This window comes from Thalassobaculum sp. (genome assembly GCF_040219615.1).
Lineage (GTDB): Bacteria > Pseudomonadota > Alphaproteobacteria > Thalassobaculales > Thalassobaculaceae > Thalassobaculum_A.
This window is the reverse complement of sequence record NZ_JAVJSE010000043.1, coordinates 15,014-40,438: the sequence shown is the minus strand read 5'-3', so window position 1 is coordinate 40,438 and position 25,425 is coordinate 15,014. Positions and strand designations below refer to the sequence as shown.

Below are 25,425 nucleotides of genomic sequence, written 5' to 3'. Positions count from 1 at the left end.
ACTAGGATCAAGTGATGGCCTCCAGTGCCGAACAGCTCGCCTCGCAGATGAGCCTCGGTGCCTTCGGCAAGGCGACCGAGCTCAAGAAGCGGATCTGGTTCACCCTGGCCGCGCTGGTGGTGTATCGCCTCGGAACCTACATTCCGCTGCCGGGCATCGACCCGGTCGCTCTGCAGGAGATCTTCAAGCAGAACGCCGGTGGCATCATCGGCATGTTCGACATGTTCTCGGGCGGGGCGCTCGGGCGGATGTCGATCTTCGCGCTGAACATCATGCCGTACATCTCGGCCGCCATCATCATGCAGCTGATGACGGCGGTGAGCCCGAACCTCGAAGCCCTGAAGAAGGAAGGCGAGGTCGGCCGCAAGAAGATCAACCAGTACACCCGGTACCTGACGGTGCTGCTGGCGGCGGTGCAGGCCTATGGGATCTCGACCGGCATGGAGAGCCTGCAGGGCCCGCGCGGCCTCGCGGTCATGGATCCGGGCATGTTCTTCCGCCTGACCACGGTGATCACGCTGGTCGGCGGTACCGTGTTCCTGATGTGGCTCGGCGAGCAGATCACCGCGCGCGGCGTCGGCAACGGCATCTCCCTGATCATCTTCTCGGGGATTGTCGCGAACCTTCCCTCGGCCCTGGCGGGCACCCTTGAGCTCGGGCGCACCGGCGCGCTGTCGACCCTGCTGATCCTGCTGCTGCTGGTCATGGCGGTGGGGGTGATCGCCTTCATCTGCTTCATGGAGCGCTCGCAGCGCCGGATCCTGGTGCAGTATCCCAAGCGCCAGGTCGGCAACCGGATGTTCGGCGGCGAGAGCTCGCACCTGCCGTTGAAGCTGAACGTCTCGGGCGTGATCCCGCCGATCTTCGCAAGCTCGCTGCTGCTCATGCCGATCACGGTCGCGCAGATGTCGGCGGGCAGCGGTCCGGAGTGGCTCGGGACCGTCACGGCCCTGCTCGGGCACGGTCAGCCGCTGTACATCGCGCTGTATGTCGGCCTGATCGTGTTCTTCGCGTTCTTCTACACGGCGATCGTCTTCAATCCGCAGGAGACCGCCGACAATCTCCGCAAGTACGGCGGTTTCGTCCCCGGCATCCGGCCTGGCAAGAACACCGCGGATTATCTGGATTTCGTGCTGACCCGTCTGACTGCGGTCGGTGCAGCGTATCTGGCCGCGGTGTGCATCCTGCCGGAGATCCTGATCAGCCAGTATTCGGTGCCGTTCTACTTCGGCGGTACCAGCCTCCTGATCGTCGTCACCGTTACGATGGACACCGTCACCCAGATCCAGTCGCACCTCCTCGCGCATCAGTACGAAGGACTGATCAAGAAGTCTAAGATTCGGGGGAGGCGCGGATGAATTTGATTCTTCTGGGGCCGCCGGGCGCCGGCAAGGGAACGCAGGCCAAGCGGCTCGAGGAAACCTACGGGATCAAGCAACTGTCGACCGGCGAGATGCTGCGCGAAGCGGTCGCTTCCGGCTCCGAGCTCGGCCGCGAGGCCAAGCGGATCATGGATGCCGGCGAGCTGGTGCCCGATTCGGTGATGATCCGGATGATCTCGGAGCGCGTCGATCAGCCCGACTGCCGGAACGGCTTCATCCTCGACGGGTTCCCGCGCAATGTCGCCCAGGCCGAGGCGCTGGACGACATGCTGGCGGAGAAGGGCCTGGCGATCGACCATGTGGTCGAGTTCCAGGTCGACGAGGACGCCATGGTGCAGCGCATCCTGAAGCGCGCTGCCGAAGAGGGGCGTAGCGACGACAACGAGGAGACGCTGCGTAGGCGTCTCGATGTGTACCGCCGCCAGACGGCGCCGATCATTCCGCACTACAGCGGAAAGGGCGCTCTGAAGACGGTGGATGGGATGGCGTCGATGGACGCCGTGACTGGCCGGTTGAAGGCCATTCTCGGCGGCGCCTGACGGCGTCGAATTAATGTTGCGGTCCGGTTGACTTGGGGCCGCCGTTGCCTATAATCCGCGCCCCTGGACAAGCGGGTGTGGAGTGCGGGCTGTTGCGACGGGCTGAGGCTTGTCGTACATGTCCGCGTTCGGCGTGCGGCGGTTCCGGTTAGAGCACGAGGAGAGACGGTGTGGCGCGCATTTCTGGCGTGAACATCCCGACGCAAAAGCGCGTCGTGATTGCATTGACCTACATTCACGGCATCGGCCGCACGACGGCTGTCCGGATCTGCACCTCCGTCGGCATCCCGGCCGAGCGGCGGGTGCACGAGCTGACCGAGGACGAGCTGGCGCGGCTGCGCGAGAGCATCGACGCCGACCTGGTGGTCGAGGGTGACCTGCGGCGGCAGACGGCCATGAGCATCAAGCGGCTCATGGACCTCGGCTGCTATCGCGGCCTGCGGCACCGCAAGGGGCTGCCGGTCCGTGGCCAGCGGACCCACACCAACGCCCGGACCCGCAAGGGCCCGGCGAAGGCGATCGCCGGCAAGAAGAAGTAACCGGCCTCGGCCGGGCCGGTCCGTCGGGCCGGCGCATCCAGGGATCATCGCCCGCGGCCGGTCAGGCCGGCGGGTGTGCGAAGAGGATCGAAGACCATGGCGAAGCAACCGACCCAGGCCCGCCTGCGCCGTCGCGAGAAAAAGAACATCACGTCGGGCGTCGCCCACGTGAACGCCTCGTTCAACAACACCATGATCACCATCACCGACGCGCAGGGCAATGCCATTTCGTGGTCGTCGGCCGGGACCATGGGCTTCAAGGGGTCGCGCAAGTCGACCCCCTATGCCGCGCAGATGGCGGCGGAAGACGCCGGCCGCAAGGCTTCCGAGCACGGCATGAAGACCCTTGAGGTCGAGGTGTCGGGTCCGGGTTCGGGCCGCGAGTCGGCGCTGCGGGCTCTGCAGACGGTCGGCTTCCACGTCACCGCGATCCGCGACGTGACGCCGATCCCGCACAACGGTTGCCGCCCGCGCAAGCGTCGCCGGGTCTGATACCGCCTTCCGGGGGTCCGGATCCCCGGGCCCCCGTTTCCGACCCCGCCGACCGGTCTCTCGACCGCGGCGGGGATCGCCGTTCGAGAATGAGGTTCGAGCCGTGATTCAGAAAAACTGGCAGGCCCTGATCAAGCCGAGCAAGCTCGACATCCAGCCGGGCTATGACCCGAAGCGGACGGCCACCGTCGTCGCCGAGCCGCTGGAGCGGGGCTTCGGCCTGACGCTCGGGAACGCTCTGCGCCGGATTCTGCTGTCGTCGCTGCAGGGCGCCGCGATTTCGGCGATCCAGATCGACGGCGTGCTGCACGAGTTCTCGAGCGTCCCGGGCGTGCGGGAGGATGTGACCGACATCGTCCTGAACATCAAGTCGGTCGCCATCCGCATGCATGGCGAAGGCCCGAAGAAGATGCGCCTGAAGGCCGAGGGCCCGGGCGAGGTGACCGCCGGCATGATCGAGACGGTTTCCGACATCGAGGTCATGAACCCGAACCACGTGATCTGCACGCTGGACCGGGACGCGACCCTGTCGATGGAGCTGACGGTCGAGACCGGCAAGGGCTACGTTCCGGCCAGCGCCAACCGCCCCGAGGACGCGCCGATCGGCCTGATCCCGGTGGACGCGGTGTTCAGCCCGGTCCGTCAGGTCGCCTACAAGGTCGAGAACACCCGTGTCGGCCAGGTCACCGACTACGACAAGCTGTCGATGTCGGTCGAGACCGACGGCTCGCTGAGCCCCGAGGACGCGGTGGCCTACGCCGCCCGCATCCTGCAGGACCAGCTGCAGCTGTTCGTGAACTTCGAAGAGCCGACCCATCGGACCGAGTCCGAGGAGGCCCACGACCTGCCGTTCAACAAGAACCTTCTGCGCAAGGTCGACGAGCTGGAGCTTTCGGTCCGCTCGGCGAACTGCCTGAAGAACGACAACATCGTGTATATCGGCGACCTGGTGCAGAAGACCGAGCCGGAGATGCTCCGGACTCCGAACTTCGGCCGCAAGAGCCTCAACGAGATCAAGGAAGTCCTTGCGTCGATGGGTCTGTCGCTGGGCATGGAGATTGCGAATTGGCCGCCCGAGAACATCGAGGAACTGGCCAAGCGTTTGGAAGAGCCGTACTGAGGCGGCGGCGCGAGACCTAGGAGACTGAGAGATGCGTCACGGCAACAGCGGCCGCAAGCTGCACCGCACGTCGAGCCACCGCCAGGCCATGTTCAAGAACATGGCGGCGGCCCTGATCAAGCACGAGCAGATCGTCACCACCCTGCCGAAGGCCAAGGAACTGCGGCCGGTGGTGGAGAAGATGATCACGCTCGCCAAGCGGGGCGACCTGCACGCCCGCCGGCTGGCTTATGCCCGGCTGCGGGACGAGGCGATGACCAAGAAGCTGTTCGAGGTTCTGGCCGATCGCTACAAGGATCGCCAGGGCGGCTACACCCGCGTCCTGAAGGCGGGCTTCCGCTATGGCGACGCGGCGGCGATGGCTGTGATCGAGCTGGTAGACCGCGACGAGAGCGCCCGCGGCCAGGATTCCGGTCCGAGCCAGGCGGTCGTCCAGGAAGAGACCGCCAGCATGATGCCGTCGGCGATCTGAGGATCCTGTCCGGCTTTGGCCCCATGACAGACGAAGACGATCAGGCGGGCGGCCCTCGGGCCGCCCGTTTTGCGTCGGCCGGCTCGGTCTCCGTATCGGCCGCCTCCAGGTCAGTCGGCGGCGTCGAGGAAGGCGGCGATCTGGAACAGTTCCTCATGATCGGGGTGACCGATCAGGAGGGCCCGCAGGTCGTCGGCGATCACCCCGGCGGCGGCGTCGTCGCCGACGTGCCGGTGGCTGAGCGCGAGATTGGCGGCCCCCTTCGCCTGGGCCAGCCGGATCGCCGGATCCTCGTCATGGGCCACCGACAGCCCGGCCAGTTCGTCGTAGATCAGCTGGGCCGCGGCCAGGTCGCCGGACTGGCAGAGGTCGGTGATCAGGTTGAAGCCGGCGTCGGCCAGCCGGCCGACCGCGCCTTCGCCGGATTCCGGCAGGCGCGACAGGGCGGCGAGCGCCTCGTAGGCGTCGCGCGCCGCCGCCAGATGCCCCCGGCTGCCGAGCCCGGTGACCAGGGTGAAGGCCCCCTCGGCGGCGAACTCGGCGATCTCTCGGTGGCCCGGGGTACGGTGGACGGCATCGATCAGGGCGTCGAGGGCGGCCCGCGCCTCACCCGGCGGGTCGCGCCGGGCGGCATGGGCCAGCCGGTTGAAGACCCCGCGGGCATGCTGTTGCCGGATCATCGGTGCCGCCGGCTGCTGGGCTTCCAGCCGGGCCAGGTCGGCCAGCGCCCGGCGGGCCTCGCGGGGTTGGCCCGCCTCCAGGGCGATCGCCACGAGGTTGGCGGCCGCCTTGGCCCGGATTCCCGCCAGCTCCGAGTCCTCGGTATAGATTTCCCCGAGTGTCGAGATGCCGCGATAGACGTCGAGGGCGCCGTTCAGTCCGTTGATCCGGGCCTCGGCCGAGATCAGGTCGACCGAGGCCTCGGCATAGGCTCGGCGCGGCAGTGGATCGCCGGGCCTGTCGGCGGCCATGGTTCCGAGGAACAGGTGGGCGCAACGGACCGTCGCGATGTCGTTGCCGCTGCGGCCGGCCGCCGCCAGCCGCATGGCGCCGCACACCGCGACCTTGGTGAGTTCGGGATCGTCGGGGTGTTCGATGATGATCGACGTGAGGACGCCGAAGGCGGCCCGTGCCGCCGCCAGGTCACCCTGGGGGCCACCCTGGTTCGCTATGATGCGCTCGGCCCGGCGAGCGGCCTCGATCGCGCCTTGGTGTTGCCCCGGCATCGCAACCTGGGCCCCCCGATCTCACGCGGTGGGGCATCCTGCCCCGCCTTGGTATGTCGGCCATGCTTCCTAGATTGAGACGGTAGCACAGCGGGACGTCGCATCAACCGGCGTCCAAGGATCCGAAGGCAGGGATGAAGTCGATGCTCGCACGAGCCGTTTCGGTGTGGTGTCTGGTCGCGGTCATGGCTGTCGCGGGAGGACTGCCGGCCCGGGCGCAGGCGGCGCCGCGGGTGCCGCAGACGCAGGCCCAGCTCAGTCTGTCGTTCGCGCCGCTGGTGCGCGAGGTGGGGCCGGCGGTGGTGAACGTCTACAGCCGGGCCACGGTGACCGAGCGACCGGGGTTGTCGCCGCTGTTCGACGACCCGTTCTTCAAGCGGTTCTTCGGCGATATGGTGCCGCGCCTGCCGGAGCGCCGGCGCGAGGCCAACTCCCTCGGCTCCGGCGTGATCGTCGACCCGAGCGGCGTGGTGGTTACCAACAACCACGTGGTCGAGAAGGCCGACGAAATCACCGTCGTGCTGGCCGACCGGCGCGAGTTCCCGGCGACCCTGCTGCTGGCCGATCCCAAGACCGACCTGGCGGTTCTGAAGATCGACACCGGCGACGAGCCGCTGCCGGCGGTGGCCATGCGCGATTCCGACGACCTGGAGGTCGGTGACATCGTGCTGGCGATCGGCAACCCGTTCGGGGTCGGCCAGACCGTCACCATGGGCATTGTCTCGGCGCTGGCCCGGACCAATGTCGGGATCACCGACTACAGCTTCTTCATCCAGACCGATGCGTCGATCAACCCGGGCAACTCCGGCGGTGCGCTGATCGGCGTCGACGGCCGCCTGGTCGGCATCAACACGGCGATCTTCTCGAACCAGCGCGGCGGGGCCGCCGGATCGGTCGGGATCGGTTTCGCGATCCCGTCGAACATGGTGGCGACCGTGCTGCGCGCCGCGAAGAGCGGGAAGATCGTCCGCCCGTGGCTCGGCGCCCGGACCCAGACCGTCACCACCGACCTCGCCGGCGGCCTCGGCCTGGACCGCCCGGTCGGCGCCCTGATCGGCGACGTCTATCCTGGCGGTCCTGCGGCCCGTGCCGGGCTGCGCACCGGCGACGTGGTGCTGGAGGTCGACGAGCGCGAGGTCAGCGACGCCGGCGGGCTGCGCTACCGCATCGGCACCCGCGAGCCGGGCGAGACCATCACCCTGCAGGTTCTGCGCAACGGCCGGGTGTTCACCGCCCGGCTGCCGATGGAGGCGCCGAAGGCCGAGCCGACGCCGAATGTCAGCGACCTGGCCGGCCGCAGCCCGATGACCGGGGCCCGGGTCGCCAACATGTCGCCGGCCTTCGCCATGGAGGAGGGCTTCGACGAGTTGGCCCGCGGAGTCGTGGTGCTCGGGACCGCCCGCAACTCGCCCGCCGAACGGCTCGGGCTGCGACGCGGCGACCTGGTGGTCTCGGTGAACGACAAGCCGATCGACCGGGTCAATACCCTGGACCGGGCGCTGCAGAGCGCGACCGGTTCCTGGACGCTGTCGATCCGCCGCGACGATCGCGTGCTCACCACCAAGGTCCAGGGATAGACTGCCGTTCATGAGCCTGTTCGAAAGCCAGGCGCCGCGGCCGCTCGCCGACCGCCTGCGCCCCACCCGGATCGACGAGGTCGTCGGCCAGGACCACCTGCTGGGACCGGAAGGCCCGATCGGGCGGATGCTGGCCAAGGGGCGGCTGGCGTCCTGCGTCCTGTGGGGGCCGCCCGGCTGCGGCAAGACCACGATCGCCCGCCTGCTGGCCGAGCACACCGATCTCGAGTTCGTGCCGATGTCGGCGGTGTTCTCCGGGGTCGCCGACCTGAAGAAGCAGTTCGAGGCGGCCCGCGGCCGACGCGCCGGGGGACGTGGCACCCTGCTGTTCGTCGACGAGGTGCACCGCTTCAACCGGGCCCAGCAGGACGGGTTCCTGCCGGTGGTCGAGGACGGGACCATCACCCTGGTCGGCGCCACCACCGAGAACCCGTCCTTCGAACTGAACGCGGCGCTGCTGTCGCGGGCCCAGGTATTCGTCCTGCGCCGCCTCGACGACGCGGCGCTGGAACTGCTGCTGTCGCGGGCCGAGGCGACCGAGGGGCGCAAGCTGCCGGTCACCGCCGACGGCAGGGCGGCGCTGCGGGCGATGGCCGACGGCGACGGCCGCTTCCTGCTGAACCTGGCCGAAGAGGTGTTCGCGCTGCAGCCGAAGGCGCCGCTCGACGCCGCCGGGGTGGCGGCCAACGTACAGCGCCGGGCGCCGGTCTACGACAAGGACCGCGAGGAGCACTACAACCTGATCAGCGCGCTGCACAAGTCGCTGCGCGGCTCCGACCCCGACGCCGGCCTGTACTGGCTGGCCCGCATGCTGGCCGGCGGCGAGGACCCGGCCTACATCCTGCGCCGGCTGACCCGGTTCGCGGTCGAGGATGTCGGCATGGCCGAACCGCAGGCGGTGGCCCAGGCGATCGCCTGCTGGGAGACCTACGACCGGCTCGGCTCGCCCGAGGGCGACCTGGCGATCAGCCAGCTGGTCGTGTATCTGGCGACCGCACCGAAATCCAACGCCGCCTACAAGGCGCATGGCGCGGCGGCCCGGGCGGCCCGCCAGACCGGCTCGCTGATGCCGCCGGCGCATATCCTGAACGCCCCGACCCGGCTGATGCAGGACCTCGGCTACGGCGCCGGCTACGCCTACGACCACGACGCCGAGGAGGGCTTCTCCGGCCAGGACTACTTCCCCGACGGCCTGGAGCGGCAGCGCTTCTACAGCCCGGTCGAGCGCGGCTTCGAGCGCGAGATCCGCAAGCGGGTCGAGTATTTCGACAAGCTGCGGGCCAAGCGCAAGGGCGCCGCCGCGACCGGCGACGGCGAGACGTGACCGACGCCTGGCTCGGCATCGACTGGTCCGGTTCCAAGGCCGCCCGGCTGCCGGGCATCCAGGTCGCCGAGGCGCTGCCCGGTACGGCCCCGCCGCGGCTGCTGCCGGGTCCGCAAGGCGGCGGCCTGTGGCGGCGCACCGACGTGCTCGACCTGTTGCTGGCCCGGCACGCGGCCGGGCAGCGGGTGGTGGCCGGCTTCGACTTCGCCTTCGCCTATGCGCAACGCGACCGCGGCAGCTACTTCCCCGGCGTCGAGGGCGCGCCGGACGAGGTGCGGGCGCTGTGGGCCTTCGTCGAGCGACTGGCGACGGCCGGGGGCGACCTGTACGGCGGTGCCGTCTACGCTCCAGGTTCGCCGGTCGCGCATCTCTACCTGACGCCGGCTGGCCGCGGCGCCGGATACGAGCACCGCCGGCGGCGCACCGAGATCGACTGCGCGGCGGTCACCAGCCCGCATCCGGTGTTCAAATGCGTTGGCGCCGCCAATGTCGGGACCGGGTCGCTGGCCGGCATGCGCCTGCTGCACCGGTTGTCCGGACAGGCGGCGATCTGGCCGTTCGACCAGCCCGGCCGCCTGACCGTGGTCGAGATTTTCCCGCGCCTGTACTTCATGCGGACCGGCGCCGATCCGCGGGCCTGGCGGGATCCGCGGGTGGTGGACGCCGCCCTGGCCGGGCATGGCAGCGCGCCCTATGCCGGGCCGGCTCTGGACACCGAGGACAAGGCCGACGCAGTGGTCGCCGCCGCCGCCCTGCGGGCGCTGTCGGCCGAGCCGCGGGTCTGGGCCGCCCCGGACGGCGAGCCGGCCGCGCGGCGGGAAGGCTGGATATTCGGCGTGGAACCGGCTAAGCCGGGCGCGCCATGAAGATGCTTCTCGCGGTCGCGTTCGGCGGCGCCATCGGTGCCGTCGCCCGCTACAAGACCATCGGCTGGGTCGGTCACGTCGCCGGGCACGGGTTTCCGTGGGGGACGCTGACCGTCAACGTGGTCGGGTCGTTCCTGATGGGCGTGCTGATCGAGACGGCGGCGCTGAAGCAGTTCATGACACCGGAGCTGCGCGCCCTTCTGGCGGTCGGTGTGCTCGGCGCCTTCACGACCTTCTCGAGCTTCGCCCTGGACGTCGCGACGCTCTGGCAGCGCGGCGACACCGGGGCGACCGCGGCCTATGTCGCGGCCTCCACGTCGCTAACGATCCTGGCGCTGTTCGCCGGGCTCTGGACCGTAAAGCAGGTACTGGCATGAAGACGGTCGAGACGCGGGTGATCGGAGCGGACGAGGGCGATCAGCGCCTCGACCGCTGGTTCAAGCGGCATTTCCCGGGGCTCGGCCACGGCCATCTCGCCAAGCTGCTGCGGACCGGCCAGGTACGGGTCGACGGCAAGCGCGCCAAGGCCAGCCAGATGCTGGAGGCCGGGCAGGCGGTGCGGATCCCGCCGATGGAGGACAGGCCGGCGCCGGTGCGCACCAGGACGCCGCCGCCCAAGGCCGGCGAGCGCGACCCCGAGACCTCGCGGCGGCTGCGCGAAGCGGTGCTGTACCGGGACAGCGACGTGCTGGCGATCAACAAGCCGGCCGGCCTGGCGACACAGGGCGGCACGGGGACCAAGGTCCATGTCGACGGCGCGCTGGACGGCCTGAAGTTCGACGCCCCGGACAAGCCGCGGCTGGTCCACCGGCTCGACAAGGACACCTCCGGTGTGCTGCTGCTCGGCCGGAGCCAGATGGCGGCCCGGCGGCTGGCCGAGTCGTTCCGCGCCAAGTCGGCGATGAAGATCTACTGGGCCCTGGTGGTCGGCGAGCCGAAGCCTTCGGCCGGCACCATCGAGGGCGCGATCTCCAAGCTTCCCGGCCGGGCCGGCGAGAAGATGACGATCGACCCGGAGGAGGGCAAGCGCGCCGTTACCCGCTACGCCATCGTCGAGCGGCTCGGCGGCAAGGTGACCTGGGTGGCGCTGTTCCCGGTCACCGGGCGCACCCACCAGCTGCGCGTCCACATGGCCGAGCTCGGCACCCCGATCCTCGGCGACGGCAAGTACGGCGGCACCGAGGCGTTCCTGCAGGGCGAGGGGGTCAGCCGCAAGCTCCACCTGCATGCGCGGGCCATCCGGATTCCCGGCCCGAAGGGGCGGCCGCTGGAGATCGTCGCGCCGCTGGACGACCATATGAAGCGGTCCTGGGCGTTCTTCGGCCTGGACGAGGCGTCGGGCAGCGACCCGTTCGAGCCGTTCGAGGAGTGACCTGAACCATGGCCGGTGACCTGCGGCTCTGCGCTCTCGACCTGGACGGCACGCTGATCGACAGCCAGCACCATATCGTGGCGGCCATGGCCGCGGCATTCCGCGCCGAGGGCCTGCCGCCGCCGAGCCCGGCGATGGTCCGAGAGATCGTCGGCCTGCCGCTCGACCACGCGATCCACCGGCTGGCCCCGCAGGTGCGCGGCCTGCAGCTGGAGCGCGTCGGGCAGGCCTATCGCGACGCCTATTTCGACGCCAAGGATGCCGACAGCGCCGCCGAGCCGCTGATGCCGGGGGCCCGGGCGGCCCTGGATGCCCTGGAGGCCGACGGCTGGCTGCTGGCGGTGGTGACCGGCAAGGGGCGGCGCGGCCTGCACGAGGTGCTGGAGGCGCACGGGCTGATCGAGCGGTTCGTGGTGCTGAAGTCGGCGGACGACGGGCCGGGCAAGCCCGACCCGACGCTGCTGCTGGACGCCGTGCGCGAGGCCGGGTCGAGCACGGCCCGGGCGGTGATGGTCGGCGACACCGTGTTCGACATGGGCATGGCGCGCCGGGCTCGGGTGCCGGGAATCGCGGTGACCTGGGGCTATCATGACCTGGCCCTGCTGGAGACCGAGCGGCCGGCCGCGGTGATCGGGCGCTTCGAGGAACTGGCGGAGGCGGCCGGGCGACTGGTTCCGGCCTGAACCGCGCGAAGGAGGACGCCATGCGCTGGCTACGCTGGCTGGGTGTCGCGGTCGCGATCGTCGTTGTCCTGGCCGGCGGGGCCGTTGGCTATGTCGCGACGCTCGACCTCAACGCCTACAAGGGCGACGTGCAGGCCGCCCTGGAGGAGGCGAGCGGCCGTCGGGTCGAGATCGCCGGCGCGCTCGACCTGAGCTGGACGCCCAGGCCGAACCTGACGCTCTCCGGCGTCCGCATCGCCAACGCCGAGTGGGGGTCCGAGCAGGCGATGGCGACCGTCGGCAGCCTGGCGGTCGGCGTCGAACTGCTGCCGCTGCTGACCGGGCAGGCCAGGATGACCAGCCTCCGGCTGTCCGACGTCCGACTGCTGTTGGAGCGCGGCCCCGACGGCCGCGGCAACTGGCAGCTCGCCGGCGCCCCGGGCGGTGGCACATCGGCGTCCGGCGGCGAGCTTCCTGAGATCCGGAAGGCCGAGTTGGAGCGGGTCTCGCTGATCTGGAAGGCCGGCCCGAAGGCGGCCGAGCGGACCTATAGGATCGATCGGCTGACCCTGGCGGACAGCGGATCGGCCGGGCAGCTCGCCGTGGCGCTCGCGGCGGTGCTCGACGGCGACCCGGTCGAGCTGACCGGCACGCTGCCGGACTTCGCGGCGCTGCGGCGTCCCGGGGCCGAGCTGCCGGTGGAGCTGAAGGGCAGCTTCGCGGGGACACCGTTCGCGCTGGCCGCCGCGTTCCTGGTCGAGCGGGCCGGCACGGCGGTCGACCGGCTGCGGGCCGATCGGCTCGAGCTGTCGTTCGGCGACCTGACCGCGACCGGCAGCGCCGGCGTCGACCTGACGGGCGCGCGGCCCCGGGTCGAGGCCCGGCTGGAGGCCGGGACGGTCGACCTGGATCGCATCCGCAATGCCGGCGGCTCGGGAGATCCGCTGGACCGATCGCTGCCGTTCGACCTGCTGACACTGGCGGACGGCCGGCTGGAGCTGACGGCGGCCCGGCTGGTCGCCGCCGGCGTGGCGGTCGACGGCCTGACCGCAACGGCAAGGCTGTCCGACGGCACGCTGACGGTCGACCCGATGGTCGGCAAGGTCGCCGAGGGGCCGCTGACCGGCCGGCTGGTGCTGGAGCGCAAGGCCAAGGGGCCGACCGCGCTGTCGGTCACCGCCGCCGCCAGCGGCATGGACATGGGTACTGTCTACCGGGCGCTGATGGGCGAGGCGCTGATAGAGGGGCGCGGGGATGCGGCCCTCGACCTGCGCGGCGCCGGCGAGACGCCGCGGGCGCTGCTCGGCTCCAGCCAGGGCGTCGCCCGGCTGGTGGTCCATGAAGGCGTGATCCTGAACCGCTACTGGGAGCTGATCGCCGAGGACGTGGCGACCCGGTTCCTGCCGTTCGTGAGCGACGCCGACCGCGGCCGGCTGAACTGCCTGGTCGGCCGGTTCGACATCGCCAAGGGGATCGCCGACGCCAGCGTGCTGATGGTCGACAGCGAGCGGGTGACGGTCGCCGGTGAGGGCACGGTCGACCTGGCGGCCCAGATCCTCGACATGCGGCTGGTGCCGCGGCCGAAGGACCCCAGCCTGTTCAGCTTGGCGACGCCGATCCTGCTGACCGGGCCGCTCGCCGACCCGCGGCCGGCGCCGGACCCGGTGGCGGTCGCCAAGGGGCTCGGCGGCATCGCCGCCAGCACCGCCCTCGGGCCGCTCGGCCTGCTGCTGCCCTTCTTGTCGAGCGGCTCGGCCGACCAGCCTTGCCCGGAGGCGATCGCGGCGGCCGAGGCCAAGCGTGTCCCCGGTGCATCGAAGGCATCCAGTGAACAGAATAAACCAGGCGGTATCAAAGGGTTGTTCGATAATCTTCGGAAAGCGATAGAGTAGACTATGAAGCGGATCTACAAGGCCGTCGCGGTGGCGCCGGCAGCCGGGGGCGGCGGTTTCGCCGTGCATCTGGACGGCAAGCCGGTGAACTCCCCCGGGCAGCGCCCGCTGGTCATTCCGGCGCGGGCCCTGGCCGAGGCAGTGGCGGCGGAGTGGGACGCCCAGGTCGACAAGGTCGATGCCCGCAGCATGCCGATGACCGGCTTCGTCGCCACGGTGGTCGACCGGGTCTCGCCGCAGCGCGACTTCGTGGTGACCGAACTGGCCGGTTACGGCGGCTCCGACCTGGTGTGCTACCTGGCCGACGAGCCGGCCGAGCTGACCGCCCGCCAGGAGGCGGCCTGGGCGCCGTTGCGGGACTGGGCATCGGAGGCGTTCGGGGCGCGGCTGCGGCCGACCGCCGGGGTGATGCCGGTCGCCCAGTCGCCGGACAGCCTGGCGGCACTGCGCCGGGGGGTGGAGGCGCTGGGCGACTGGGAACTGGCGCCGCTGCACACCCTGACCTCCATCACCGGCTCGCTGGTGCTGGGGCTGGCGGTGCTGCACGGCCGGCTCGACGCTGCCGCCGCCTACGACGCCTCGGAGGTCGACGAGGCGTTCCAGATCGAGAAGTGGGGCATGGACCGCGAGGCCGAGCAGCGCCGCCGGAGGCGCCGCGCCGAGGTGGCGGAAGCGGCAAAATTCGTAGAGCTTTTGCGGGCGGGGTGATATCCCCGCCAGTCGGGCCTTGAGGGGGCGACGTCCCGGGGCCGGGTTTCTCCAGGGAGGGCTTTGATGCAGGACATCGTCGAGCGGCTCGAGGACATGCGCAACCGCGCCCGCCTGGGCGGCGGGGCCAAGCGCATCGAGGCCCAGCACCAGAAGGGCAAGCTCTCGGCGCGCGAGCGCATCGACCTGCTGGTCGACCCCGGCTCCTTCGAGGAGTGGGACATGTTCGTCGAGCACCGCTCCTCGGACTTCGGGATGGCCGAGCAGAAGGTTCCCGGCGACGGCGTGGTGATCGGCTGGGGCACCGTCAACGGCCGGCTGGTGTTCGTGTTCAGCCAGGACTTCACGGTGTTCGGCGGCTCGCTCAGCGAGGCCCACGCCGAGAAGATCTGCAAGGTCATGGACCAGGCCATGAAGGTCGGGGCCCCGGTGATCGGCCTGAACGATTCCGGCGGCGCCCGCATCCAGGAGGGCGTGGCCTCGCTCGGCGGCTATGCCGAGGTGTTCCAGCGCAACGTGATGGCCTCCGGCGTGGTGCCGCAGATCTCGATGATCATGGGCCCGTGCGCCGGCGGCGCGGTCTACTCGCCGGCGATGACCGACTTCATCTTCATGGTGAAGGACAGCTCCTACATGTTCGTCACCGGTCCCGACGTGGTGAAGACGGTCACCCACGAGACCGTCACCCACGAGCAGCTCGGCGGGGCGGTCACCCACACCACCAAGTCCGGAGTCGCCGACCTCGCCTTCGAGAACGACGTCGAGGCGCTGCTGCAGCTGCGCCGCTTCATCGATTTCCTGCCGGCTTCCAACCGCGAGCGGCCGCCGGCGCGCCCGACCGCCGACGAGGCCGACCGGCCGGAACCGTCGCTCGACAGCCTGGTGCCGGCCAACCCGAACAAGCCCTACGACATGAAGGAGCTGATCCTGAAGGTCGTGGACGAGGGCGACTTCTTCGAGATCCAGCCGAACTTCGCCGGCAACATCCTGACCGGCTTCGCCCGCATGCAGGGCTCGACAGTCGGCATCGTCGCCAACCAGCCGATGGTGCTGGCGGGCTGCCTGGACATCGAGAGCGCCAAGAAGGCAGGCCGCTTCGTGCGGTTCTGCGACTGCTTCAACATCCCGATCGTCACCTTCGTCGACGTGCCGGGCTTCCTGCCGGGCACCAAGCAGGAGTACGGCGGCATCATCAAGCACGGGGCGAAGCTGCTGTTCGCCTATGCCGAGGCCACGGTCCCGAAGGTCACCGTGATCACCCGCAAGGCCTATGGCGGCGCCTACGACGTGATGAGCTCGAAGCACCTGCGCGGCGACGTCAACTACGCCTGGCCGACCGCCGAGATCGCGGTGATGGGGCCGAAGGGCGCGGTCGAGATCATCTTCCGGGCCGACGCCGGCAACCCGGCCAAGATCGAGGCCCGCACCGAGGAGTACCGCCAGAAGTTCGCCAACCCGTTCGTGGCGGCCTCGCGCGGCTACATCGACGACATCATCAAGCCGCGTAATACCCGCCGCCGGATCTGCCGGGCCCTCGCCATGCTGCGCGACAAGCAGCTCGAGAACCCGTGGAAGAAGCACGACAACATCCCGCTTTGATTGGCTGATCAGGGAGTTATGACGAAATGTTCTCTAAGATCCTGATCGCCAACCGCGGCGAGATCGCCTGCCGGATCATCAAGACCGCGCGGCGCATGGGCATCAAGACGGTGGCCGTGTACTCGGACGCCGACGCCGACGGCAAGCATGTCCGGATGGCCGACGAGGCGGTGCGGATCGGCCCGGCGGCCTCGGCCGAGAGCTACCTGAAGATCGACACCATCGTCGAGGCCTGCAAGGCGACCGGTGCGGAGGCGGTGCATCCCGGCTTCGGCTTCCTGTCCGAGCGCGCGGCGTTCTGCGAGGCGCTGGAGAAGGCCGGCATCGTGTTCATCGGCCCCGGCGTGAAGGCCATCGAGGCGATGGGCGACAAGATCACCTCGAAGAAGATCGCGCACGAGGCGGGCGTGTCGACGGTGCCGGGGTTCCTGGGCACTATCGAGAGCCCGGAGCACGCGGCGAAGATCGCCGGCGAGATCGGCTATCCGGTGATGATCAAGGCGTCGGCCGGCGGCGGCGGCAAGGGCATGCGGATCGCCAACTCCGAGGCCGAGTTGAAGGACGGCGTGCGCGGCGCCATGAACGAGGCCCGCTCGTCGTTCGGCGACGACCGGGTGTTCATCGAGAAGTTCGTCACCCAGCCGCGCCATATCGAGATCCAGGTGCTGGCCGACGGCCACGGCAACGTGGTGCATCTGGGCGAGCGCGAGTGCTCGATCCAGCGCCGCCACCAGAAGGTCATCGAGGAGGCGCCGAGCCCGTTCATCGACGCCGAGACCCGGGCCGCCATGGGCGCCCAGGCGGTGGCCCTGGCCCGGCAGGTCGGCTACCGCTCGGCCGGCACGGTCGAGTTCATAGCGGACGCGAATAAAAACTTCTATTTCCTTGAAATGAATACGCGTCTTCAGGTCGAGCACCCGGTGACCGAGATGGTCACCGGGCTCGACTTGGTGGAGCTGATGATCCGGGTGGCGGCCGGCGAGAAGCTGCCCTTCGGCCAGGACGACGTCACGATGACCGGCTGGGCGATCGAGGCCCGCGTCTATGCCGAGGACCCGTATCGCGGCTTCCTGCCGTCGATCGGCCGGCTGACCCGCTACGACCCGCCGACCGACGTCGACGGCATCCGGGTCGACGACGGGGTCGACGAGGGCTCCGAGATCTCGATGTTCTACGACCCGATGATCGCCAAGCTGGTGGCCTATGGCGACACCCGCAACCAGGCGGCCGACCGGCTGTACGACGCCATCGGCCGCTACCGGATCCGCGGGGTCGGCCACAACCTGCCGTTCCTGGCCGCGACCATCGCCATGAAGCGGTTCCGCGACGGCGATCTCACCACCGGCTTCATCGCCGAGGAGTTCCCGGACGGGTTCTCGGGGGCGGTGCTGGATCCCTACGAGGAGGGCGCGCTGTGCGCGCTGGCGGTGGCGTTCGAGCGCGCCAACGCGGAGCGGCTGGCGCGGATCAGCGGCCAGGTGGCGAACCGCGGCAAGGCCGACCTGCCGGCGGTCTGGACGGTCCGGGAGGGCCGCGAGAACCGTCGCGCCGAGGTGCGCGAGGCCGAGGACGGCTACGACGTCACCGTCGCCGGCCAGCGCTACGCGGTGCGCGGCTCGCTGGACGCCACCATCGCGGTGTTCGACGGCATGGTGAACGGCGAGCCGTTCGCCGCCCAGATCGACCGCGACGGCATCTACTACCGGCTGAGCTTCGGCGGCCGCACCCTCGACGCCCTGGTGGTGCCGCCAAGGGTGGCCGACGCGCTCGACAAGATGCCGCCGAAGGAGAGCGCCGACACCGGCAAGCTGCTGGTGTCGCCGATGCCGGGGCTGCTGGTCTCGGTGGCGGTCGCGGAAGGGGATCCGGTCAAGATCGGTCAGGAGGTCTGCGTGGTCGAGGCCATGAAGATGGAGAACGTGCTGCGCGCCGAGCGCGACGGCACGGTCGCCAAGCTGCACGCCAGCCCGGGCGACAGCCTGGCGGTCGACCAGACCATCGTGGAGTTCGAATAGCGACGGAGGCCCCGTGACCCAGGGAACCCGCAGCGTCAGGATGTTCATCACAGGCAAGGTGCAGGGCGTCGGCTTCCGCTGGTGGTGCGTCAGCCAGGCGAGCCATCTCGGCCTGGACGGCTGGGTGCGCAACCGCCTGGACGGTTCGGTCGAGGCGGTCGCGACCGGGCCGGAGGACGCGGTTGACGACCTGGTCGAGGCCTGCCGCCACGGCCCGCGCGGCGCCGCGGTCGAGGGCGTGTTCGTCTCCGACGCCGACCCGTCCGAGGCCGGCCCGCACGGCTTCGAGCAGGCGCCGACGGCGTAGGGCGGTAGCGGGCGTCCGTCGCTCCGTGGGTTCCGGCTCCGTACCGCCTGCGGCGGCCCGGTCCGGAATGACGTCGTCTAAGGGGACGGTCGGGCCATACAAACAGTCGTCATTCCGGACGGACGCGCCGCCCCGGCGCGGCTGAGCCGGAACCCACCCGCTGCCGCCATTCCCCGCCGCAGTTCCCCGTCGCCATTCCCTCGCGGCAACCTTGCCTCGGCGCCGATTCGCGCCCACCTTGTCCTTATCCGGCCGATGCGGCGCGCGCCGATCGCCTTGGTGAAACCGCGATCGAGGCCGGACGCCTGCGGGCGCGGCGCGCGGCACCAGGGAGGGCTTGCGGTGAAGGCAGACCGCAATGCCGCCGGAACCGTATCCAACCGTCATGTCGCGGGCGATGCCCTGCGCTGGGTGTATTCGAGCGTCCTGGCGCTGATCGTCGTCGCGATCCTGCTGCTGGTCGGCATGCTGATCTGACGGGCCGCCCGATTCCCTAGGGCGATGGGGTGCGGGGCAAGGGAACAGGCGGGGCTGCCCGGAGGCACCGGGCGGCGCGGACAAAGGCTTTGCGGCCCCCGTGCCGGCATCGCGTGGCGGATGCTGCGGTGCGGCGTTACCCTCGAGCCGTGCTGGCGGCCCTGCCTGGGTCGCCCGGGAGACAGCGGAGGCCGCCGATGACAAGCATCGATCCCCCGTCACCGCGTCTTTGGATCGACCGGGTCCGCTGGTTCGACGAGCGGCTGCGCAAGGCCGCCGACGACCGCCCGCTGCATGTCGGCGGCCAGACCGAGGCGGTCCTGACCGAGCTGCGCCGGGTGTTCGCCGCCGGCGCCTGGGTGACCGCGGTGGTGCTGGCCCAGACCGCGATCGACTGCGAGGTCTCCGAACGGGTCGAGATGGCGGTCGGCGACGGGCTGTACCTCAACCAGGTCCGGTTCGGGCGCGACTACGTCTGGCTGCGCGAGCGCCGCAACGCCTACCTGCACAACGAGGGTCCGGTGCCGGCGGTGACCGCCCATGACCTCGCGCTGGAGCAGCCGCGGCTGGAGCGCGAGGCGCGCCGGGCGATCGAGCTGATGGCCGACGCGCTGGCCGGCAAGGCCTAGCTGCGCGGCCCCATCGGCCCGCCGGGGCCGAAGACCTGGTCGAAGGCCCCTCGCAGCGCCATGTCGGCGTCTGCCAGGGTGGCCGGGTGGCCGAGGTCGACCAGGCTGGTCACGCCGTGCCGGGCGATGCCGCAGGGCACGATGCCCTCGAAGTGCGACAGCTCCGGCTCGACGTTCAGGGCGACGCCGTGGAAGGTGACCCAGCGCCGGACCCGCACGCCGATGGCGGCGATCTTGTCCTCGCGCAGCGGCTGGTTGCGGTCGGTCCGGCGCACCCAGATGCCGACCCGGCCGTCGCGCCGCTCGCCGGTGACCCCGAGGCCGTCGAGCGCCCGGACCAGCCATTCCTCCAGCGCCCAGACATAGGCCCGCACGTCGGGCTTGCGGCGCTTCAGGTCGAGCATGGCGTAGGCCACGCGCTGGCCGGGGCCGTGATAGGTGAATTCGCCGCCGCGCCCGCTGCGGTACACCGGGAAGCGGTCGGGCTGCAGCAGGTCGGCGTCCCGGGCGCTGGTGCCGGCGGTGTAGAGCGGCGGGTGCTCGACCAGCCACACCAGTTCCGGCGCGGTTCCGGCGTGGATCGCCGCGGCCCGCGCCTCCATCGTGGCGACCGCCGCGTCGTAGTCCAGAAGTCCCGGCTCGACCCGCCATTCGATGGCGTCGGCGGCGGGCCCGGTCGGGGTCGCGGCGGGGGTCGGGGCGACGGCTGATGACATGCGCACTCCGCTCGGCGAACGGCCTTGATCGGTGGGGAGGGTTCTGATAATCCCTCACGCCTGCCGCGGGGATACCCCGCGTGCTCCGTGGCGAACATAGTGCGGTCGTGGCGGAATTGGTAGACGCGCAGCGTTGAGGTCGCTGTCCCAGAAATGGGGTGGAAGTTCGAGTCTTCTCGACCGCACCATCACGGAGTGAATGCGAAACGCCCCGGCCGCAAGGCCGGGGCGTTCGCTTTCGGGGGCCGTCGCCTCGTGGGTTCCGGATCGACCGCGCCGGGGCGGCGCGGCCGTCCGGAATGACGAAGGGGTGGGACGGTCGTCATTCCTTTCATCGTCATTCCGGACCGGATCGCCGGAGGCGGGACGGAGCCGGAACCCACATCGCGATAGGCGGCCATTCGCTGGCGGGTTCTTCCCTTTGGCCCGACTCGCGAAACGTCGTTTCCTGCTTAGCCCTTGGGCGCACCCGGTCGCTTGTGTAAGGTCCGGAGGCCCCGCGATGCGCCCGCTCGGCGCCGCGCCGGGCGCAGGCGGCAGGGGACCACATGGCGGACGACCTCAAGGAAGCGGCACTCTACTACCACCGGAACCCGATCGCCGGAAAGCTGGCCGTCGTCCCGACCAAGCCGATGGCGACCCAGCGCGACCTGGCGCTGGCCTATTCGCCGGGCGTCGCCTACGCCTGCAACGCCATCGTCGAGGATCCCGGCAGCGCCGCCCAGCTGACCGGCCGCCAGAACCTGGTGGCGGTCATCACCAACGGCACCGCCGTGCTGGGCCTCGGCAACATCGGGCCGCTCGCCTCCAAGCCGGTGATGGAGGGCAAGGCGGCGCTGTTCAAGAAGTTCGCCGACATCGACGTGTTCGACCTGGAGGTCGCCGAGAACGACGTCGACCGGTTCGTCGACGTGGTGGCGGCGCTGGAGCCGACCTTCGGCGGCATCAACCTGGAGGACATCAAGGCGCCGGAGTGCTTCGAGATCGAGCGCAAGCTGCGCGCCCGCATGAAGATCCCGGTGTTCCACGACGACCAGCACGGCACCGCCATCACCGTCGGTGCCGCGATCTTCAATTCGCTGCGGCTGGTCGGCAAGAATTTCGAGGATGTGCGGCTGGTCACCTCCGGCGCCGGGGCGGCGGCCATGGCCTGCGTCGACCTGCTGGTCGCCATGGGGCTGCGCAAGGAGAACGTCGTCCTCACCGACATCGACGGCGTGGTCTGGCGCGGCCGGAACCAGATGAACCCGGTGATCGAGCGCTACGCGGTCGAGACCGACAAGCGCAAACTGGCCGACGTGATCGCCGGCGCCGACGTGTTCCTGGGGCTGTCGGCCCCCGGGGTGCTGACCGCCGACATGGTGAAGTCGATGGCCGAGCGGCCGGTGATCATGGCGCTCGCCAACCCGACCCCGGAGATCATGCCGGAGATCGCCAAGGAGGCCAGGCCCGACGCGATCATCGCGACCGGCCGGTCGGACTACCCGAACCAGGTCAACAACGTCCTGTGCTTCCCCTTCATCTTCCGCGGCGCGCTCGACGTCGGCGCCACCACCATCAACGAGGAGATGAAGATCGCCGCGGTCACCGCGATCGCCGACCTGGCCACCCAGGAGACCTCGGACGTGGTGGCCACCGCCTATGGCGGGCAGGAGCTGTCGTTCGGGCCGGAATACGTGATCCCGCGGCCGTTCGACCCGCGGCTGATCATGGAGATCGCGCCCCGGGTGGCGCAGGCGGCGATGGATTCCGGGGTCGCGACCCATCCGATCGAGGACTTCGCGGCCTACCGGGAGAAGCTGTCGCAGTTCGTCTACCGCTCCGGCCAGGTGATGCGCCCGGTGTTCGCCCGCGCCCGCGAGGAGCCGAAGCGCGTGGTGTTCGCCGAGGGCGAGGAGGAGCGGGTGCTGCGGGCGGTGCAGACCGTGCTCGACGAGAAGCTGGCGCAGCCGATCCTGGTCGGCCGGCCGGAGGTTATCGAGCGCCGGATCGAGCGCTTCGGCCTGCGCCTGAAGCTGGAGCGCGACGTCGAGGTGGTGAACCCGGAGAACGACGCCCGCTACGACAGCTACTGGCGCACCTACCACGCCCTGATGGAGCGCCGCGGCGTGTCGCCCGACCGGGCCCGCGAGGTGATGCGTACCAACGACTCGGTGATCGCCGCGATGATGCTGCACCAGGGCGACGCCGACGCCGCGATCTGCGGCACCGTCGGGCGCTACTGGGACCACCTGCGGCACATCCGCGAGGTGGTCGGGCTGCGGCGCGGCGTGAAGGAGCTGTCGGCCGTCAGCCTGCTGATCCTGCCGCACGGCTCCTACTTCATCGTCGACACCCATGTGACGCCCGATCCGACCGCCGAGCAGCTGGTCGAGATGGTCGAGCTGGCGGCCAACGAGGTGCGGGCCTTCGGGCTGGAGCCCAAGGTGGCGTTCGTGTCGCACTCGCATTTCGGCTCCTCGACCGAGCCGTCGGCGCTGAAGATGCGCGAGGCGGTGCAGCGGCTGACCGAGCGCAACCCGGGGCTCGAGGTCGAGGGCGAGATGCACGCCGACTCGGCGCTGTCGGAGACCGTGCGTGAGCGGACCTTCCCGAACTCGCGGCTGACCGGCCCCGCCAACCTGCTGGTGATGCCGACCCTGGACGCCGCGAACATCGCCTTCAACCTGCTGAAGACCTCGCAGCAGGGCCTGTCGGTCGGCCCGATGCTGGTCGGCACCGCCCGTCCGATGCACATCCTCACCCAGTCGGTGACGGTGCGCGGCATCATCAACATGACCGCCGTCGCGGTGGTCGACGCCCAGGAACACGCGCGCGCGCGCAAGCAGTCGAGGTAGGCGATGGCCGGGCCCGACTCGATCGAGGGGACGGACGATCGCGCCGACCCCGCGGGCGAGGCGCCGATCGGCGCCGATACCGTGGAGGCGGTCGCGTATGCCGCGGCCGAGGCCGCCGCGAAGAAGCGCAAGGTCAAGCGCAAGGACCTGAAGGCCAAGATCCGCGAGCTCGAGGCCGAGATCGAGGAGACCAAGAACCAGGTCCTGGAAGGACCGCTGTACGGCATGACACCGAAGCTCGAGGCCGCGGTCGTGCGGGCGCTCGAGCAGGAGCGCTTCACGGTGGTGCCGCGGCTGCTGCGCCCGCTCCACCCGGCCGACCAGGCCGACCTGATCGAGCGGCTGGACGCCGACGACCGCGAGGCGCTGATCGTCGCGATGGGCGCCGCCCTGGACCCGGAGGTGCTGGTCTATCTCGACGAGACCGTGCGCGAGGAGATCCTCTCCCATCTCGACGAGGCGCAGATCGCCCGGTTCCTGTCGGTGCTGGATTCCGACGACGCCGTCGACCTGATCGGCGAGCTCGACGAGGACGAACAGGCGCGCATCCTGCAGGCGGTGCCGGCCAAGGACCGGCTGATCCTGGAGCAGGGCCTGACCTTCCCGGAATCCTCCGCCGGCCGCCTGATGCAGCGCGAGCTGGTGGTGGTACCGACGCACTGGACGGTCGGCCAGACCATCGACTTTCTGCGCACCGTGCGCGACCTGCCCGACGACTTCTACGCGATCTACGTGGTCGACCCGGCGCATCGCCCGGCCGGCGAACTGGTGCTGTCGCACCTGCTGCGCGCCAAGCGACCGGTCCGGGTGTCGGACATCATGCGCAAGGACTTCCGGCGGGTGCCGGCGGCGATGGACCAGGAGGAGGTGGCGCTGCTGTTCCGCCAGTACGGCCTGGTGGCGGCGCCGGTGGTGGCCGAGGATGAACGCCTGCTGGGCGTGATCACCGTCGACGACGTGGTCGACGTCATCGACGAGGAGGCCGAGGAGGACCTGATGCGCCTCGGCGGCGTGACCGAGATCGACCTGTACGGCTCGCTCTGGGACACCACCCGGTCGCGGTTTCCCTGGCTGCTGATCAATCTCGGGACCGCGATCGCCGCCTCGCTGGTGATCGGGCTGTTCGAGGCGACCATCACCAAGGTGGTGGCGCTGGCGGTGCTGATGCCCATCGTCGCCTCGATGGGCGGCAACGCCGGCACCCAGACCCTGACCGTCGCGGTCCGGGCCCTGGCGATGCGCGACATCGACACCCGCAACGCCATGCGCTTCATCGCCAAGGAGACCCTGGCCGGCTCGCTCAACGGCCTCGCCTTCGCGGTGGTGATGGGCGGCGTCTCGGTACTGTGGTTCGGCGATTACCGGATCGGCTGGATCATCGCGGCGGCGATGGTCCTGAACCTGCTGGTCGCCGGTCTGGTCGGCACCCTGATCCCGCTCGGCCTGCAGCGCGCCAAGGTCGACCCGGCGGTGGCGTCGGGAGTGTTTCTCACCACGGTCACCGACGTGGTCGGCTTCTTCGTGTTTCTGGGGCTGGCCACGCTGGTGCTGCTGTAGGGGTTTCTCCCTCGGCTGTCGGCAATGCCCGTCGGCCCGTGGGTTCCGGCTCGGCCGCACCGAGGACGGTGCGCCCGTCCGGAAGGACGACGGGGAAGACAGCACGCGCCTGCTCCCCTCTTGCCGTCATTCCGGACCGGACCGCCACAGGCGGGACGGAGCCGGAACCCACGGCGTGAAGAGCATCGATCGGTATTGACGCGCACGTAATTCCGAGCCTACCGTTCCGGCCATGGCCGAGACCTTCTCCATGACCCAGCTTGCGCGCGAGTTCGACCTGACCAGCCGGGCGATCCGCTACTATGAGCAGGAGGGGCTGATCGCCCCGTCGCGGCGCGGCCGCACCCGGGTGTTCTCGCTGCGCGATCGCACCCGGCTGCGGCTGATCAACCGGGGCCGGCGGCTCGGCTTCTCGATTTCGGAGATCCGCGAGATCCTCGACCTGTACGACAGCGGCGACGGCGAGCACGGGCAGCTCGTGCATTTCGTGCGCAAGATCCGCGAGCGGCGGGCCAGCCTGGAGATCCAGCGCCGCGACATCGACGCGATCCTGGAGGAACTGGACCGGGTCGAGGCGGTCTGCCTCGACCAGCTCGAGGTCGCGGCCAGGTCGGCGCATGGTTGACGTTTGCGTCAATACAGGGAAGGGCGGTCCGGTCGCCCCGAACCCGGCCTTCGCCGAGCGGGTGGCCGAGAGCTTCCGGCGCCAGGCCTTCATGGGCTTCCTCGGCGCCCGGCTGGTGGGGGTCGAGGCCGGCACCTGCGTCATCGAGCTGCCGTTCCGGCCCGAGCTGTCGCAGCAGCACGGCTTCTTCCACGGCGGCGTGGTCGGGACGCTGGCCGACAATGCCTGCGGCTATGCCAGCTTCACCCTGGCGCCGGCGGAGTCCTCGATCCTGACCGTCGAGTACAAGCTGAACCTGATGGCACCGGCGGTCGGCGACCTGCTGATCGCCCGCGGCCGGGTGATCCGCCCGGGGCGCACCCTGATCGTGGCGCAGGCCGACGTGTCGGCGCGACGCGGCGACGGAACCGAGAAGCCGGTGGCGACGGCGCTCGCCACCCTCATGTTAATGACGGGCATGGCGGACGAACCGCCGGCCGCCTAAAGCCACGA

At 70.2% G+C, this 25,425-nt stretch carries 25 protein-coding genes and 1 tRNA gene; 24 read left to right on the top strand and 2 right to left on the bottom strand.

From position 1 onward, the window contains the following. Window positions 1-14 precede the first annotated feature (14 nt). The 6 genes from secY to rplQ all read left to right on the top strand — a co-directional run bounded on the left by secY (window position 15) and on the right by rplQ (window position 4,544). Window positions 15-1,358: a preprotein translocase subunit SecY gene (gene secY / locus RIC31_RS26395; protein WP_350115516.1), complete on the top strand. Its 1,344-nt coding sequence runs from the start codon at window positions 15-17 to the stop codon at window positions 1,356-1,358. Beyond that, window positions 1,355-1,921, top strand: a complete 567-nt coding sequence (locus RIC31_RS26390; RefSeq protein ID WP_350115513.1) for an adenylate kinase — start codon at window positions 1,355-1,357, stop codon at window positions 1,919-1,921. Before secY ends, RIC31_RS26390 begins: the two co-directional genes overlap by 4 nt. A 170-nt stretch (window positions 1,922-2,091) precedes the next feature. Further along, complete coding sequence (gene rpsM / locus RIC31_RS26385; RefSeq protein ID WP_350115510.1) at window positions 2,092-2,460, top strand: 30S ribosomal protein S13; 369 nt, start codon at window positions 2,092-2,094, stop codon at window positions 2,458-2,460. A gap of 96 nt (window positions 2,461-2,556) precedes the next feature. Continuing rightward, the gene (rpsK, locus tag RIC31_RS26380; protein ID WP_350115507.1) at window positions 2,557-2,952 is read left to right on the top strand and encodes a 30S ribosomal protein S11; all 396 of its coding nucleotides are present in this window, start codon (window positions 2,557-2,559) and stop codon (window positions 2,950-2,952) included. A 103-nt stretch (window positions 2,953-3,055) separates the two neighbouring features. Beyond that, a complete protein-coding gene (locus tag RIC31_RS26375; RefSeq protein WP_350115504.1) occupies window positions 3,056-4,072 on the top strand; it encodes a DNA-directed RNA polymerase subunit alpha in 1,017 nt (338 codons plus the stop codon). Window positions 4,073-4,103: 31 nt separating this feature from the next. Further along, the gene (rplQ, locus tag RIC31_RS26370) at window positions 4,104-4,544 is read left to right on the top strand and encodes a 50S ribosomal protein L17 (protein ID WP_350115501.1); all 441 of its coding nucleotides are present in this window, start codon (window positions 4,104-4,106) and stop codon (window positions 4,542-4,544) included. 110 nt (window positions 4,545-4,654) lie between these two features. On the opposite strand, the gene RIC31_RS26365 is transcribed toward rplQ, so the two are convergent. After that, a complete protein-coding gene (locus RIC31_RS26365; protein ID WP_350115498.1) occupies window positions 4,655-5,770 on the bottom strand; it encodes a hypothetical protein in 1,116 nt (371 codons plus the stop codon). A 143-nt stretch (window positions 5,771-5,913) separates the two neighbouring features. On the opposite strand from RIC31_RS26365, the gene RIC31_RS26360 reads away from it, so the two are divergent. From RIC31_RS26360 to RIC31_RS26300, 13 genes are all read left to right on the top strand, one after another. After that, window positions 5,914-7,347, top strand: a complete 1,434-nt coding sequence (locus tag RIC31_RS26360) for a DegQ family serine endoprotease (protein WP_350115496.1) — start codon at window positions 5,914-5,916, stop codon at window positions 7,345-7,347. A 10-nt stretch (window positions 7,348-7,357) separates the two neighbouring features. Beyond that, window positions 7,358-8,671, top strand: coding sequence for a replication-associated recombination protein A (locus RIC31_RS26355; RefSeq protein WP_350115493.1), 1,314 nt, complete (start codon window positions 7,358-7,360; stop codon window positions 8,669-8,671). Further along, window positions 8,668-9,537: a hypothetical protein gene (locus RIC31_RS26350; protein ID WP_350115490.1), complete on the top strand. Its 870-nt coding sequence runs from the start codon at window positions 8,668-8,670 to the stop codon at window positions 9,535-9,537. Before RIC31_RS26355 ends, RIC31_RS26350 begins: the two co-directional genes overlap by 4 nt. After that, complete coding sequence (crcB, locus tag RIC31_RS26345; RefSeq protein ID WP_350115487.1) at window positions 9,534-9,914, top strand: fluoride efflux transporter CrcB; 381 nt, start codon at window positions 9,534-9,536, stop codon at window positions 9,912-9,914. The genes RIC31_RS26350 and crcB overlap by 4 nt, the downstream gene beginning before the upstream one ends. After that, window positions 9,911-10,909 carry an RluA family pseudouridine synthase gene (locus RIC31_RS26340; protein WP_350115484.1) on the top strand — a complete coding sequence of 333 codons (999 nt, stop codon included), beginning with the start codon at window positions 9,911-9,913 and terminating at the stop codon, window positions 10,907-10,909. The genes crcB and RIC31_RS26340 overlap by 4 nt, the downstream gene beginning before the upstream one ends. Window positions 10,910-10,917: 8 nt before the next feature. Continuing rightward, a complete protein-coding gene (locus RIC31_RS26335) occupies window positions 10,918-11,592 on the top strand; it encodes an HAD-IA family hydrolase (RefSeq protein WP_350115481.1) in 675 nt (224 codons plus the stop codon). Window positions 11,593-11,612: 20 nt separating this feature from the next. Then, entirely contained in the window at window positions 11,613-13,463 is a 1,851-nt protein-coding gene (locus RIC31_RS26330; protein WP_350115478.1) for an AsmA family protein, read from the top strand. 3 nt (window positions 13,464-13,466) lie between these two features. Further along, entirely contained in the window at window positions 13,467-14,171 is a 705-nt protein-coding gene (locus RIC31_RS26325; RefSeq protein ID WP_350115475.1) for an ATP12 family chaperone protein, read from the top strand. Between the two features lie 66 nt (window positions 14,172-14,237). Further along, window positions 14,238-15,770 carry an acyl-CoA carboxylase subunit beta gene (locus tag RIC31_RS26320; RefSeq protein WP_350115472.1) on the top strand — a complete coding sequence of 511 codons (1,533 nt, stop codon included), beginning with the start codon at window positions 14,238-14,240 and terminating at the stop codon, window positions 15,768-15,770. 26 nt (window positions 15,771-15,796) lie between these two features. Then, window positions 15,797-17,785 (top strand): acetyl-CoA carboxylase biotin carboxylase subunit, encoded by a 1,989-nt coding sequence (locus tag RIC31_RS26315; RefSeq protein WP_350115469.1) that lies wholly within the window; start codon window positions 15,797-15,799, stop codon window positions 17,783-17,785. A gap of 40 nt (window positions 17,786-17,825) precedes the next feature. Then, the gene (locus RIC31_RS26310; RefSeq protein WP_502990152.1) at window positions 17,826-18,092 is read left to right on the top strand and encodes an acylphosphatase; all 267 of its coding nucleotides are present in this window, start codon (window positions 17,826-17,828) and stop codon (window positions 18,090-18,092) included. Between the two features lie 342 nt (window positions 18,093-18,434). Continuing rightward, a complete protein-coding gene (locus RIC31_RS26305) occupies window positions 18,435-18,569 on the top strand; it encodes a hypothetical protein (protein WP_350115463.1) in 135 nt (44 codons plus the stop codon). Between the two features lie 197 nt (window positions 18,570-18,766). Continuing rightward, the gene (locus RIC31_RS26300) at window positions 18,767-19,198 is read left to right on the top strand and encodes a hypothetical protein (protein ID WP_350115460.1); all 432 of its coding nucleotides are present in this window, start codon (window positions 18,767-18,769) and stop codon (window positions 19,196-19,198) included. Here RIC31_RS26300 and lipB read toward each other — a convergent pair. Next, window positions 19,195-19,914 (bottom strand): lipoyl(octanoyl) transferase LipB, encoded by a 720-nt coding sequence (lipB, locus tag RIC31_RS26295; protein WP_350115457.1) that lies wholly within the window; start codon window positions 19,912-19,914, stop codon window positions 19,195-19,197. The genes RIC31_RS26300 and lipB overlap by 4 nt on opposite strands. Before the next feature lie 101 nt (window positions 19,915-20,015). On the opposite strand from lipB, the gene RIC31_RS26290 reads away from it, so the two are divergent. The 5 genes from RIC31_RS26290 (at window position 20,016) to RIC31_RS26270 (ending at window position 25,417) form a co-directional block, all read left to right on the top strand. Next, window positions 20,016-20,102 (top strand) — tRNA-Leu (locus RIC31_RS26290). Between the two features lie 360 nt (window positions 20,103-20,462). Further along, window positions 20,463-22,751, top strand: coding sequence for an NADP-dependent malic enzyme (locus tag RIC31_RS26285; protein ID WP_350115454.1), 2,289 nt, complete (start codon window positions 20,463-20,465; stop codon window positions 22,749-22,751). A gap of 3 nt (window positions 22,752-22,754) precedes the next feature. Beyond that, window positions 22,755-24,308 (top strand): magnesium transporter, encoded by a 1,554-nt coding sequence (gene mgtE / locus RIC31_RS26280; protein WP_350115451.1) that lies wholly within the window; start codon window positions 22,755-22,757, stop codon window positions 24,306-24,308. 250 nt (window positions 24,309-24,558) lie between these two features. Then, complete coding sequence (locus RIC31_RS26275) at window positions 24,559-24,933, top strand: MerR family transcriptional regulator (RefSeq protein WP_350115448.1); 375 nt, start codon at window positions 24,559-24,561, stop codon at window positions 24,931-24,933. Beyond that, window positions 24,926-25,417, top strand: a complete 492-nt coding sequence (locus RIC31_RS26270; protein ID WP_350115445.1) for a PaaI family thioesterase — start codon at window positions 24,926-24,928, stop codon at window positions 25,415-25,417. Before RIC31_RS26275 ends, RIC31_RS26270 begins: the two co-directional genes overlap by 8 nt. The last annotated feature ends 8 nt before the right edge of the window (window positions 25,418-25,425 follow it).

Bases quoted from the DNA above. Each gene is read 5' to 3' on its own strand.
- RIC31_RS26360 (WP_350115496.1), top strand. From the start codon at position 5,914: ATGCTCGCACGAGCCGTTTCGGTGTGGTGTCTGGTCGCGGTCATGGCT.
- RIC31_RS26340 (WP_350115484.1), top strand. From the start codon at position 9,911: ATGAAGACGGTCGAGACGCGGGTGATCGGAGCGGACGAGGGCGATCAG.
- secY (WP_350115516.1), top strand. From the start codon at position 15: ATGGCCTCCAGTGCCGAACAGCTCGCCTCGCAGATGAGCCTCGGTGCC.
- RIC31_RS26285 (WP_350115454.1), top strand. From the start codon at position 20,463: ATGGCGGACGACCTCAAGGAAGCGGCACTCTACTACCACCGGAACCCG.
- RIC31_RS26330 (WP_350115478.1), top strand. From the start codon at position 11,613: ATGCGCTGGCTACGCTGGCTGGGTGTCGCGGTCGCGATCGTCGTTGTC.
- crcB (WP_350115487.1), top strand. From the start codon at position 9,534: ATGAAGATGCTTCTCGCGGTCGCGTTCGGCGGCGCCATCGGTGCCGTC.
- RIC31_RS26310 (WP_502990152.1), top strand. From the start codon at position 17,826: ATGTTCATCACAGGCAAGGTGCAGGGCGTCGGCTTCCGCTGGTGGTGC.
- RIC31_RS26300 (WP_350115460.1), top strand. From the start codon at position 18,767: ATGACAAGCATCGATCCCCCGTCACCGCGTCTTTGGATCGACCGGGTC.
- rpsK (WP_350115507.1), top strand. From the start codon at position 2,557: ATGGCGAAGCAACCGACCCAGGCCCGCCTGCGCCGTCGCGAGAAAAAG.
- RIC31_RS26275 (WP_350115448.1), top strand. From the start codon at position 24,559: ATGACCCAGCTTGCGCGCGAGTTCGACCTGACCAGCCGGGCGATCCGC.
- rplQ (WP_350115501.1), top strand. From the start codon at position 4,104: ATGCGTCACGGCAACAGCGGCCGCAAGCTGCACCGCACGTCGAGCCAC.
- mgtE (WP_350115451.1), top strand. From the start codon at position 22,755: ATGGCCGGGCCCGACTCGATCGAGGGGACGGACGATCGCGCCGACCCC.
- RIC31_RS26325 (WP_350115475.1), top strand. From the start codon at position 13,467: ATGAAGCGGATCTACAAGGCCGTCGCGGTGGCGCCGGCAGCCGGGGGC.
- RIC31_RS26390 (WP_350115513.1), top strand. From the start codon at position 1,355: ATGAATTTGATTCTTCTGGGGCCGCCGGGCGCCGGCAAGGGAACGCAG.
- RIC31_RS26355 (WP_350115493.1), top strand. From the start codon at position 7,358: ATGAGCCTGTTCGAAAGCCAGGCGCCGCGGCCGCTCGCCGACCGCCTG.
- RIC31_RS26335 (WP_350115481.1), top strand. From the start codon at position 10,918: ATGGCCGGTGACCTGCGGCTCTGCGCTCTCGACCTGGACGGCACGCTG.
- lipB (WP_350115457.1), bottom strand. From the start codon at position 19,914: ATGTCATCAGCCGTCGCCCCGACCCCCGCCGCGACCCCGACCGGGCCC.
- RIC31_RS26315 (WP_350115469.1), top strand. From the start codon at position 15,797: ATGTTCTCTAAGATCCTGATCGCCAACCGCGGCGAGATCGCCTGCCGG.
- RIC31_RS26270 (WP_350115445.1), top strand. From the start codon at position 24,926: ATGGTTGACGTTTGCGTCAATACAGGGAAGGGCGGTCCGGTCGCCCCG.
- RIC31_RS26320 (WP_350115472.1), top strand. From the start codon at position 14,238: ATGCAGGACATCGTCGAGCGGCTCGAGGACATGCGCAACCGCGCCCGC.
- RIC31_RS26365 (WP_350115498.1), bottom strand. From the start codon at position 5,770: ATGCCGGGGCAACACCAAGGCGCGATCGAGGCCGCTCGCCGGGCCGAG.